Raw genomic sequence first — 13,616 nt, 5'->3', positions numbered from 1 at the left:
AACCTGTTATGAAAAAATTAGCATACACTCTATTATCAGCAGCTCTGATTGCTGCAGCAACCATAAAAGCTTCGGCACAGGATGTGTCTACCCAAAACCGTTCAGTTTCTGGTTTTTCGGCCATTTCTTCGGGTGGCCCATTTAATGTTCATATCAAGATGGCTGGCTCAGAAAGCGTAAAAGTGGAAGCCGATACCAAATTTATTGATGAAATTGAAACCGTTGTGGAAGGCAACACCCTTAAAATTCAATTTAAAGATCACAGGTGGAGCAACCGATACAATAATATCCACAAGGCTGAAATCTATGTTTCTGCCAAATCATTAAACGCTCTTACCAATAGTGGCTCAGGTCGTATGGAAGTGGAAGGTACGATTTCCACTTCAAATGAATTTAAAACTGTCTTGAGCGGTTCAGGCAATATCAGTGCAACCATCAAATCTGACGGTTTGCGGGCCAAGATCAGCGGTTCAGGTTCCATCAAATTAAAAGGCAGCTGCGGCGATGCCGATCTTGGCATCAGTGGCTCGGGTCAAATCGAAGCCCGCGAATTGAAAGCACAGGCTGTGAGTGCCGGTATCACCGGTTCCGGAGATGTATACATAACTGCTGAAAAAACCGTTTCTGCTCATATCACAGGTTCTGGGAATGTTGTTTATTCCGGCAACGCGACGATAACCGATACGCATACTGTTGGCTCAGGAAGAGTTTCAAGAGCTGACTAACATTCTCAAATCAACATATATTTTAAATCACGAGACCGCCAGAAAAGGCGGTTTTTTTATTGCAGTAATAATTTCAGGTTGATACCAAAGTTGGTAAATGCGGTATTGAAGGTTTGCGAGGTGTACGGCCTTGTCAGGTTTGAATCGTAGAACAAGCTCAGATTGAACCTTTGATTGATCACATAGTCAATTTCCGGGCGATAGGTAATATTCTGTGCACCGGCCGATACCTGTGCTCCGGGAACATCAGCCTGGTATATTAAAGTCTTATTGTCCCTTAACGAGAAGTCAACCTTAAAGGTCAGGTCGTTATTTAGTTTTGTATTACTAAACAGGCCAAATGGGAACCTGAAATTCTTGGTCTTGTAACCAAAGCCGAAAACAATGTCATTTTCATTCTGCTGTGAGAGTTGGCTGTTAGTCAAACTCATACTCAGAGCACGGCTCTTGCGGTATTCCAGGTTGGCGGTCAGATTATTTTTAAACCTGGCATCGATACCAAATAATGGCACAAACTGCTCGAATATCGTCACCGAGTTAAACTGGTAAAAAGGCAGGAAGTCGTTATTCAAATCGCGTGAATTTACATGGCCATCCGTTTCTGCATATTGCAGCAGGGTACTATAGTTGCCGACAGTATAAGTTGAACGGTAGCCGTCTTTTATATCGACGGATTCGAAAAGCTCCGAGAAAAACTGCATATGAGATAATCCGCTATACCTGATATCCCAGTTCGGTATCGGGATATTTGGAAAACCATTGAGACCTATACCGTTCGGGCTCTTTCCGGTGTAAGCTGCAAGAAATGCCGGCACGATCACATTTTGTGAATTAGGCCCGTAACCATCAGCGTAATTGCCTACCTGCGATAGCGAATTCGGATTGCTTCTGCCTAGGCGTTGCGAAATGATCGCTCTATCGCTTAAAAACTTATTATAAACCGATGAGTTGTTATCAGCCCCCTTTATTTTCGAGAATGCTGTTCCGATAGACATAAACGAAATAGTATAATCACCGGTGGTTACAGGTGAAAGGTTCTGAAATGCTCCAGTCGTTGGTAAATATTTAAAATTAGTCTGATAGCTGTGATCTTGCGTTTTAAATGCGATCAGGTCGATCTTTAAATACTTAAACGGCTCAAGGCTTGCTTTAAGGTGAATATCTTCATTTACGCTTCTTACATACAGCTGATTCTGTAATGTATCCGTTGTTATCCAACCTTTGGTTACTGCCTTTTGCCTGATATCAGCCTGGCTGCCCAACAGGAAGCCGATGCCGGGTGCATTATAATTGAAATCCTCACCGCCCACACCGCTACCTGGCAAATAGCCCGGCAGGAAGGTTCCGTCACCACGGGTATAGGCGACGCTGGCATCCTTAAAGCTGGTCAGCAAGCCAACCAAAACTTTTCTTAGACCACTCGGCTGATCATCTTTCCCCGGATTAGCTGTATTTCTCAGGTATCGTATCTTGTTGTAAAGTGTGTTAAAGTTGAAAGTGGGGTTAATCTGTATCTCGCGCTTGTTCTGTATGCTGTTACCTACATTAAATGCAGGGTCATTAATCGCAAAGAGCGGCTGCGCCTGCCAGGTGAAGTGTGTGCTATAACGGGCTATCACGCTCGTCCAATCCATAAACGGCACTTTATTGATCGGTACATTGTAGTTGAATGTCAGCGTATGGTTATAGTTGGTAGTACGGCCCAATCTCAAAATATTATCCCATAATGTATCCCTTTTTAAACCATTCAGTCTGCCGGATGGTTCGTCAACTGTTGCCAGGTTGATCGCATCAATATCCAGCGTTAACGACTTGGTCAGGTTCCAGCCAAGGCCATACATGGTGGTAATATTGAATGTTTTATTATAGGTTGTTGGGATCGGTATAAGATTAGACGGGTCGTTGTTCCGCAAGGTATTTTCCGAGTAAAAACGGTCAAAATTGATGCTATAATTTACCCTGGTCGGGATCAAGTTGAAATTGATATCCCTTATCAGGGCCAGCGTATTATTCTTAATGATCTTTTGAAGCGGACTGATATAGGATGGCGTTGTACTAAAGTTATAGGACACAGAGGCATGATAGTTTTTTTCAAAATCACTCTCGGTAGTAAAATCATGATGATCCAATTCCGTATAGGAATAGGTCGCATTAAAATTCTCTATATCATAAAAATGACTTTTCGCCGTAGTGCTGGTTTTAGCCTTGTGCACATTGGTCAGGTTAAAACTCTTGCGCATGGTATAGTCTTCAGCCGCATTCTGTATCGAGTCGCGTTGTTTACTACTGGTTGCATTCGACAGTGTCTGTTTCAGGGTGACGTCTGGTGACGCGGGATCGTATTGCGGCATACTTACCTGCTTTGAAACATCTACATATAGTGGAATATGCACTCCGCTCTTATCCGGGAAGAATTTACCTAATTCGATATTACCGGATACATCATAAACACGGGTGTCATTCATGCTCCGGTCTGCCAGGCGCGAATCCAACGCACCAAAGCCCACCGTAGTTTTACTGCCGGATACTGTCACCGTAGCAAAATCAGCCAGCTTCGCATCTAACCTACCCGTCGCTGCCCAACCACCTTTATTATCAAAATCTGTTAAACGCAATTCGTCAAACCACAAAATACCTGTTTTAGAGAGCCCATCATCCGTGGCTGAAGTCGAACTGGTTCGCAAAGGGTTCCTCACACCGACCATGACCGCTGCAAGGCGACTCAAATCAGGCTGACCTTTGATTGTTATCTTATTGCGACCGTCCGATAATGTAAACGGCACATTTAAAGGCCATGGCTGCCCGTTCAGTTTTGCATTATTACGGGCAACTTTGGCATTTGTCAATAATGAAAGCTGCAAGTCGAGCTCGTTTTCGGCCGGCCATATTGCGCCGGGATCCGAAGTGCCTGAAGGCGTAACTGAAAGTGGTATTTCGTATTCGTAGTAGTTATCAATATAATCGATACCCAAACGAATAAATGCACTTGCATCATTATTCTTCAACTGTGAACCTTCAGCATGAATGAACATCTGCAGGCGTTTGTACTTACGAAGGTCATTATTGAAAGGTTTAAACGCCGCTCTTGAATAACCATCGCGCACGTTAGCGAAGTTCAGTGAAAGTGATTGTTCATTAAGCCTGGTGTTAGTTTGCAGGTTATTATAGTTACGTTGACGTTGAATACCTGGCGGAACTACATATGGAATCGGCGTACGGTTACCGTTCTGCTCAATACTTACTGTTTCTACGTCCAGCGTGGAATTATCCAAAGCAGGATTGACAATAGCCGGATCAGCAATCACATTCTGTGGGTTATTTTCTGTATTAAATGCCCTCCATTCACCTCTTACCAACTGCAATGTTGCCATACGCAAAATAGCGGTATCGGCAAAATTGGTCATGAACATACGCATGAAGCGGATCGATTTGAAATCCTGGATATTGTTAACCGCTGTTTGGTAGGCAGAGATCGGAATACGTATCTGATACCAGGTTACGGATTGCTTTTCGCCATTGGGCAGCAAAACCTGCGAGGTTACCTTATCGTTAATGAAATTCTGTCCAACAACCATATCCTGCGGACGAATAGACACATGGTACTGGAAATATTCATCATCCTGGTTCATGTTATTGTCCCTGTCTACATCTTCTGCATCCGGCAATGACGTTGATGCCGAAGTGGATAAACCTAACAGCGCCTGTGACTGCTGTGCCGTTTTTGAGTTACTTTCGGTACCGTTGTATTTGCTGTAGCGATCAAGAATACCTGCCTGAGCCTGATCGAGTTGAGGGCCCTGGTAGTATTGATAGTCATCTGATGACGGGTCGGCTGCGAAGTTACTGGCCGCTTGTTGGTTCACCTCTGCACGAACCTGCTGAACGACATTTCCGAACTTTGATCTTTCTTCGGCATCAGTTAAACCATCCAAGCCTACGTCCTGTATAGCACGATTGTTCGGGTTATTGTCGAAAGCATTTACAACAGGCTGCAGTTTTGCCACTTTACCCCAAGCTGTGCTATCTACCTGACTCTGATCTCCATTTACCGGAATCCCGTTTTCCAAACCTTTACGACCGTCGAGCAATATATCTTCTGATATATTACCGAGATTGAAATACAAATCGCCGCCCTGTGAGTTAGGTTTTCCGATAAACGGATCCATCACCCAAAACTCGATGTATTGCACATTTAGCGATTCAAAGTCTGTCGTGGATATTCCTCTGAACATACCGCCCCAACGGCTTTTCGGGTTTGCCAGCGTTCCGTCGTTATTAATACCTGTGGTAGCATAGTTATAAGGACCACGCACGGTTGGATAAAACGCCAGGTCTAAAGTTGGCAGAGTCAGCGGCTCGCCGGTAACCGATTGCCTGAATGGGAACACCTCTGTCTCCAGCACTTGTCTCACATATGGTTTTGATAATTCTGTACGTGATACCGGGATGGTGCCACCTGCATAAAAAATCGGGTCTATATTATAAAAAGCTAAGCGTGCACGGTTATAGCCATAACTCAGATTATTAAAATTCCTTGATTCGGCAAACATTTGCGGCGTACCCGAAATTTGCCAGGTTGAAGCACTCTTCAAATCAATAATTGACTGACTGGCTTCAAAGTCATCCAGGTAAGAAGTGCCATTTTTTGAACCGGCAAAATTCAACGCCGACGGGTTGCCCGGCAGCAACTGGGCAAACTCGCCATTAAAAGTTACTGATGAAGGTACTTTGGTAGTAATGAGCGGTATTTTATCAACCAAACGGGTAAGGAAACGGGAGTTAGAATTATAATTAACGTCGAACCCATACATGGTATTCGAAATCGATTCCTGGCCGATAACTTCATTTTGGGTGATCGGTTGCTCGGTCAGATGCATCACCGTAGCACCTAAAGCCAGGTTATCATTTACCTTATAGTCAAACCTTGAACCGAATAATGATTTCTGCTGAACGCCGAATAATTCGTTGTTCTCGATATTCACTGTGATCGGCTGCCCTGAGGCGAGCAATGCCTGGTTCAATATCCTTAACCTTCCGGCGGTATAATCAACAGTATAGTCTGTTCCTTCAACCAGTTTAATTGTACCAGCGTTTACCACAACTGCTCCCTGTGGAATATTCGTTGCATTCAACTGATACTCTGATCCGCCCTGCGAAGAATAGGTACCTTTCATGATATACCGGTTCAACTGCGGAAAGAATTGTTGGGCTATAGTCTTGGTCGAATCATATATCGGTTGGTAAACATAACGTTTGATTAAATCCTGCTCGCCCGGGTCAAACTGTTTTGCCAGATCGGAACCGAAGGGTTCCAGGACAGGGAATACCAGTCGTCCGTTCGTCGGGTCGATGGTGACTCCGGGCAAAAAGTCAAACACCCCATCCGGCTTTTTATCATTCTGCGGATCAAGGTTATCTAAGCCCAGCAATTGTATCCAGAGCTTACTTTTGGTATGGATCCCCTCATCCATTATTGGTTTGGCGATGCCCGATTTTTCATCAAGCCTTGAAATATTCAACCTGAAATTATTCGGACTGATCTGAAATGCACCTAACGAATAGATGTTTTTCATCATCAGCTTCCAGGTAGGGAGGTTGGTTTTCAGCAAAGAGTTCTTCAACAACTTTACGTACAATACCTGTGGCGTATTGGGGTTAACCGGGATATCTGTCGAGAACTCACCCACCTGGTATTGAACACCATTTACAGTATACTGATAGGCTACAGCCAATACTTCATCATTGTTCAGGGCATTGTTTAATGAGATATAACCTAACTGTGGGCTCAGCGTATATTCCTTTTCGGTCAGCTTACGTGCATAAGTCAGCTTTGCATAGTTGTTCGTACCACCAGAACCCTGGAAATAGCTTACGATAGCATTCGAGCTAGATAACCTTGCCGCTGCAGGCAGCCCCTTAAGCAGAGAGTTGGACTGTTGTGCAAATCCAGGGCCCGAAAAACCCGCAGGTAGCGCACTGTACCCAGCCCCGCCCTGTACCAGCGCGGTGTTGTACGGCTTGTTTTCGCCAAGGTCCATAAAACCGACTACATCACGCGAACCAGTGGTGCTGTTGGTGCGGTTAGTCACCCAAACCTCGATACGCGTAATATTGATATTCGAGCTAATGATCGGGATATTGGCTAGTGCCTTGTTATAATTATCCCTGAAATATTGCGATAGGAAGTAGTGCTTGTTGGCTTCGTAATCAGCAGGTGTAAGTGAAAAAGTGCCCTGCTGTGCCCCGTTGGTAATGGTCAGCGATTTTGATTGTGAACGCTGTTGCGAGAAGATGCTGGTTACGTTCAGCCTGCCAAATTTCAGTTTGGTTTTAATACCGAACAGGGCTTGTGTACCTGTTATGAGTGTGGTAGGCAGTGGGAAACTAACGGTACCAACTTCCACTTTTTGTATGATCTCGTCAGGTGTGCCGGTATAATCCAGTTTTATCTGGTTTTCGAATTGAAACTGTGCTTCGGTATTGTAGTTGGTCGTGATTTTCAGTTTATCACCGATCGAACCGGTCACATTCATCTGGATGCGCTGATCAAAATTGAAATTGAACTGATTACGCTGACGGGTGCTGAACAGTGGGTTCTGGTTACTGTTGATCTGCCCGGCCATGATCATTTCTGCCGAACCCTGCGGCCGTATAGAAATTACATCGCTGCCGAATATCTGCGCAAAAGTGCGGCTGCGCACACTCACACTGGGAATAAAACCAGGCTGTTGCGATTGATAAGCGTAATTATCTGACAGTTGTTTAAAATAATTCCGTTCTTCTTCTCTTTGTCTCAGTTGCAGGTATTGCTCAACGGTAAGATAACGTGGTGGGCGATACAGATAATTACCCACTCTTTCATACAGGATGTATTGATTCGTTGCCGGGTTATACTCAAAAGTACGCACCAGATTTGGTGGATCGACTTCCAATAAGCCCTGACGCAATTGATTATTTCTCGATTCTGTACCAGTAAAAGGGCTTGTAATGAGTAAAGAGTCCTTTTTCTTTACTGGCTGCTGTTGGGCAAAAGCGCTTCTGATACCGCAAATCGCAGTGATAAGTAAGGCTATTGTGACAGCTTTAAGAGTAAATTTCGGACCCAATCGGAATGGTAAAAATATTCGTAATTATAAGCTTTTTAGCGCAGATTTAATTAATTGCTCCACTGTTAAATCGTGGCTATTTTTATTCAATTCCTGCTCTAATACCTTCTCAACAGCATTTTTTGCAAATCCCAGCATAATCAGCGCCGACAATGCTTCGTCTTTTACTGTTTTGTTCGATGGCACCGCGATCAATGTATCAGGTCCTTCTTTGCGTAGTTTATCTTGCAATTCCAATACAAGCCTCTGCGCCGATTTGGGGCCAATGCCCTTAATCCGCTGTATCAAAGGGACATCGCCTTTTACAATGGCTGTTTGTATCTCTTCAGGAGTAATGGATGATAACATCATCCGCCCGGTATTAGGGCCGATCCCTGAAACAGATATCAAATGAAGGAACAGTCTACGCTCGCCCTCATCAGCAAAACCGTAGAGCGTATGCCCGTCTTCCTTCACATGCAACCATGTAAACAGCTTACATTTTTCGCTGTCGCCCAGCTTTGAATAAGTACTTAATGATATGTTGATATGGTAGCCTACACCACCCGCCTCAATTACCACATATGAAGGGCTTTTATAAGCCAATTTTCCATCAATATATGCGTACATTCTATTTCTGAGCGATTATTAACGTGTACGTGAATTAGCGTTATTAGTTACGTTTGCGGCATTTTCTGCCTTTCCCTGTGCATCTACTACGGCGATAGTCACCATGTTCACAATTTCCCTTACGGAACTACCAAGCTGAAGTACGTGCACCGATTTTTTGAGTCCGAGCAAAATCGGGCCTACGGCCTCAGCTCCTCCTACTTCCTGTAATAGCTTGTAGGCAATGTTGCCTGATTCAAGGTTAGGAAAAATCAGGGTGTTCGCCGGAGCGCCATTGAGCACGGAGAATGGGAAATTATCTGCGAGCAGACTTGAATTCAGAGCGAAGTTGGCCTGCATGTCGCCGTCAACGATCATATCCGGATACCGTTCATGCAGTATGCGCACGGTCTCGCGGGTCTTAAACGGTATTGGACCTTCGTTTGAACCGAAGTTCGAGTAGGATAGCACAGCAATACGTGGTTTGATATTGAATTGCCTTACCGAATGATCGATCAGCACGGTAATATCAATGAGCTCTTCCACGGTAGGGTCGACATTAACAGTTGGGTCACCTATAAATACCGGGCCTTTGCTGGTCATCATCAGGTACATTCCTGCTACACGATTCACACCTTCTTCAATACCGATGATCTGCAAGGCAGGCTTAATGGTTGATACATAATCTTTGGTCAAACCGGATATCAATGCATCAGCCCGGCCAAACTGAACCATACAGGCCCCATAATAGTTACGCTGGTGGGTCATTTTCCTGGCTTCATGCAATGTAATACCTCTCCGTTGGCGTTTCTGGTACAGATATTCGGCGTATTCCTCAAAATTGGCGCAATCCTCACGCGGATCGATAATCTCTACACCATCCAGTTCAAGCGCATTTTCTTTGATGATCTTCCTTATTCGTCCTGCATTACCTAACAATATTGGGGTGGCAATTTTTTCCTCTTTAACTATCTCGGCGGCCCTCAGTATCTTGTAATTATCCGCTTCCGCAAATACTACTCGTTTTGGATTCTGTTTAGCCTTATTGGCAATGTTACGAAGCAAACGGTCATCTGCGCCTATTCGCAATCGCAACTGCTCACGATACGCATCCCAGTCGGTAATGGGTAGGCGGGCTACGCCTGATTCTATTGCCGCTTTGGCTACCGCAGATGAAACCACAGTGATCAAACGCTGATCCATCGGTTTTGGAATGATATAATCTTTCCCAAATTTGAGGCTATTGGTATTATAGGCCAGGTTGATCGCTTCCGGCACAGGTTTTTTAGCCAGATCTGCAATGGCCCTCACCGCTGCCAGTTTCATTTCTTCATTAATAGCAGTGGCCCGAACATCCAGTGCGCCCCTGAATATGTAGGGGAACCCCAATACATTATTCACCTGATTTGGATAATCAACACGACCGGTAGCCATCAGGATATCCTTGCGTGCCTGAACAGCGGTATCATAATCTATTTCAGGAACCGGATTGGCCATCGCAAATACGATCGGGTTTTTTGCCATCCCCTTTAGCATATCGGCAGTTACCACATTACCTGCCGAAAGACCGATAAACACATCCGCATTTTTCATGGCATCTTTCAATGTAGTAATGTCCTTACGGTCGGTGGCAAACTGCAGGCGCATTTCGTCCAGATCAGTGCGTTGTGGAGTGATCAAACCATTAATGTCGAACATCACGAGGTTCTCTTTCTTTACCCCTAGCGAAAGGTATATTTTTGAACAGGAAACAGCGGCTGCCCCTGCACCGTTCACTACCATTTTTATCTTATCCAGCTTTTTACCCTGTATTTCGCAGGCATTGATCAACGCTGCACCGGATATAATCGCGGTGCCATGCTGGTCGTCGTGCATCACCGGAATTTTCATTTCAGCTTTCAGTCGACGTTCTATTTCAAAACAGGTTGGCGCTGATATATCTTCCAGATTGATCCCGCCAAATGTTGGCTCGAGGGCCTTTACAATGGCTACAAACTCATCAACCGTTTTGGCATTTACTTCCAGATCGAACACGTCGATATCGGCATATATCTTGAATAGCAGGCCTTTCCCTTCCATTACCGGCTTGCTGGCCTCCGGGCCGATGTTACCCAAACCTAAAACGGCCGTTCCATTCGTAATCACTCCCACCAGGTTACCCTTAGCAGTATATTTATATACATCATCTATGTTATCGGCTATCTGCAAACACGGATCGGCAACACCCGGAGAATAGGCTAATGTCAGATCCCGTTGAGAGTTGGTCGGTTTAGTCGGTACAACCTGTATCTTTCCAGGGCGCCCGTTTGAATGATAGTCGAGAGCATCCTGTCTTCGTACGTTAGGTTTATCCATGGTTATAAGTTCAAGACCCAAAATTACAATTCTTTTTGACCTGATATAAAATAAAAGCCCGGTCCTAATTATACGAAGAACCGGGCTTTCAAATATTCTTATAGCCGATCAACTTTTACTGATCTGCTGTGTATTATGATTCACGCTATATGAAAAATATTGCCTGTTCGGGTTTCTGCGTGAACGTTTCTTCGATCTGTAATAACTGTTCAACTCCGTTTCGGCTGCTTTATCAACAGAATATTGCAGTATGCCCTTATCTAATTGAATGTACCCAAGGTCAGCATTGATTGAGTTATATAAGGTGCTATATTTTTCTTTAGCCGACTGCGGAATCACCAGCGTTTTTGGCGCTGAAGGGCTGCCATTAATGATCATCACCTTATATGACGGATTCAGTTGGGTCAATTGTGCAAGACTAATGTTTAATACCCTGGCAACACTGTTCAATGAGATAAATTTATTCACCAAAACAGTATCGGTTTTCATCATCGTCAGATTACAACTCTGTGGCACTATATTGTATTTTTTATAATAGTTCATTACATAAGTAACCGCGATATAAGCAGGTACGTAGCCTCTTGTTTCAACGGGTAAATACTGGCGGATAGACCAAAAATCGGTGGCGCCATTTGCCTGTTCTATCGCCCTCAGTACATTGCTTTTCCCACAGTTGTAGGATGCGATGGCAGTCAGCCAGTCGCCAAATTGCTGATAGGCGTCTTTTAGGTAAGCAGCTGCCGCATAGCTTGATTGTATCGGATCACGGCGCTCATCTACATAAGTGTCCATGTTGAGACCGTAAATCCTTGCGGTTGTGCCCATAAACTGCCACGGACCGGTAGCGCCTACCCTTGACACAGCATATGGATTCAACTGTGATTCAACTATCGAAAGGTATTTGATCTCTTCAGGTATGCCTGCATCATGGAAGATCTTTTCGTAGATCGGGAAGTAATATTTGGTCAAGCCGATAATACGGCCGAGGCTCTCGCGCTGATTGCCTGTAGTATAAGTATCGATGTAGCTTTGTACATAGGCATTGTAATCCAGCGGCACTTCTTTTTGAATAGAATCCAAACGGCGTTTGTAAATGCTACCCTGATACGCACTAATGGGAGCAGCATTCAAAACAGGCACCATAATGGTATCCAAAACACCATCTCTGGACTGAACAAGTGTACGGGATGAATCACGGAAAAGTTTGGGGGCAGCGTTCACAGCATTCAACGAACACAGTAAGAAAACGCTCACAAAAAATCTCTTCATTTCTTAACCAGGTTTGATTTTATGCCGTTGCCCCAACGAAAATCTTTCCTAATATATTAAATTTCTTATAGTCCTAAGAAATATTTGGAAAAATTTAGTAGTTCCTGCTCTGCAAAACGCTTAGTGAGAAGTTGTAACCCTAAAGGCAAGCCCTCATTATTCGTTCCGGCAGGCAAAGAAATTGCTGGTACACCGGCTAATGATGCTTGTACGGTAAAAATATCATAAAGATACGTTACAACGGGATCTTTTTCTTTTTTTCCAATCAGGAAAGCCGGCTCGGGCGCCGTGGGGGTTAATATGAAGTCGAATTCTTCTAACAAACTATCTGTTTTTTCCTTTATCAGCCTGCGAACTTTCTGTGCTTTAGCATAATAGGCATCATAATAACCGGCACTCAACACAAAAGTACCCAGCATAATACGGCGTTTTACCTCTTTACCAAAACCTTCAGATCGTGAACGTTTGTAGGTTGATTGCAAATCTGTTGCCCGCGGGCTGCGATAACCATAATGAACACCATCATACCTGGACAGGTTGGATGATGCCTCGGCCATTGCCAGTATATAATAAGTCGGTACGATATAGTCCAGATATTCAAAGGCGATTGGTTTGACGGTATGGCCATCAGCACGAAGCTTATCGATATACTGAACCAATGCACTTTTCACTTCTGAATCCACTCCCGGGCTTGATAAAGCCTCTTGTATATAAGCGATTTTCTTTTTCGATTTATCAGATGACAATGCACCGGTATATTTTGGAACCGGTGATTGTGAAAGTGTGCTGTCGTATTCATCAGCACCGGCCATAATTTCCAGTAAAAGCGCGGCGTCTTCAACAGAGCGCGTGATAGGACCAACCTGATCAAATGATGATGCGTAGGCAATAATACCATGTCTTGAAATACTGCCGTAAGTTGGCTTCAATCCAACCAGACCACAAAATGAAGCAGGTTGCCTTACCGAACCCCCTGTGTCAGTACCGATTGCAGCATGGCACATATTGGCCTGAACAGCAACAGCTGAACCACCTGATGAGCCACCGGCAACCCTTTTGTTATTGGCATAGTTCTTTACCGGACCATAGTAAGAATTCTCATTTGAGGCGCCCATCGCAAACTCATCGCAATTACAGCGACCGATGATCACAGCATCTTCTGCTAATAGACGCTCAACTATGGTAGATGAGTAAACTGAAGTAAATCCGTCTAATATTTTGGATGAGGCGGATACTTTATGCCCTTTGTAGCAAATATTATCCTTAATGCCGATCACCATACCGGCAAGACGACCGCCAGTACCTGCTTTAATACGTGCATCAACAGTTTTTGCATTGGCAAGCGCCTCTGATTCAAAAACTTCATTAAATGCATTCAGATGTGCATTTGATTTTATTTGGGCGAGATAGTTTTTCACTAATCCTTCTACAGTGATCCCGCCAGTCTGAATTTCCCTCTTTATCTCATCCAAAGAGGAATAAAACTTAGTCATGGGCCTAAAATAAAAAACTTATCCGTTGAAATGGAAATTTCAGCAGATAAGTTTGTATCAGCAATTATTATATAGAATTA

At 44.1% G+C, this 13,616-nt stretch carries 6 protein-coding genes; 1 reads left to right on the top strand and 5 read right to left on the bottom strand.

Annotated features, from left to right (window positions below; translation table 11 throughout):
• Positions 1-8 precede the first annotated feature (8 nt).
• Positions 9-725, top strand: coding sequence for a head GIN domain-containing protein (locus Q3A68_RS11550; protein WP_302901242.1), 717 nt, complete (start codon positions 9-11; stop codon positions 723-725).
• A 56-nt stretch (positions 726-781) separates the two neighbouring features.
• On the opposite strand, the gene sov is transcribed toward Q3A68_RS11550, so the two are convergent.
• From sov to gatA, 5 genes are all read right to left on the bottom strand, one after another.
• A complete protein-coding gene (sov, locus tag Q3A68_RS11545; RefSeq protein WP_302901241.1) occupies positions 782-7,831 on the bottom strand; it encodes a T9SS outer membrane translocon Sov/SprA in 7,050 nt (2,349 codons plus the stop codon).
• 24 nt (positions 7,832-7,855) lie between these two features.
• Positions 7,856-8,440 carry a Holliday junction branch migration protein RuvA gene (gene ruvA / locus Q3A68_RS11540; RefSeq protein ID WP_302901240.1) on the bottom strand — a complete coding sequence of 195 codons (585 nt, stop codon included), beginning with the start codon at positions 8,438-8,440 and terminating at the stop codon, positions 7,856-7,858.
• A gap of 18 nt (positions 8,441-8,458) precedes the next feature.
• Positions 8,459-10,774, bottom strand: coding sequence for an NADP-dependent malic enzyme (locus Q3A68_RS11535; protein ID WP_302901239.1), 2,316 nt, complete (start codon positions 10,772-10,774; stop codon positions 8,459-8,461).
• Between the two features lie 108 nt (positions 10,775-10,882).
• Positions 10,883-12,043, bottom strand: coding sequence for a lytic transglycosylase domain-containing protein (locus Q3A68_RS11530; RefSeq protein WP_302901238.1), 1,161 nt, complete (start codon positions 12,041-12,043; stop codon positions 10,883-10,885).
• A 65-nt stretch (positions 12,044-12,108) separates the two neighbouring features.
• Positions 12,109-13,536, bottom strand: coding sequence for an Asp-tRNA(Asn)/Glu-tRNA(Gln) amidotransferase subunit GatA (gatA, locus tag Q3A68_RS11525; RefSeq protein WP_302901237.1), 1,428 nt, complete (start codon positions 13,534-13,536; stop codon positions 12,109-12,111).
• Positions 13,537-13,616: the final 80 nt, after the last annotated feature.

Origin of the sequence: Mucilaginibacter tolerans, assembly GCF_030519375.1 — a bacterium.
Lineage (GTDB): Bacteria > Bacteroidota > Bacteroidia > Sphingobacteriales > Sphingobacteriaceae > Mucilaginibacter.
This window is presented reverse-complemented; position numbering and strand designations above follow the sequence as displayed.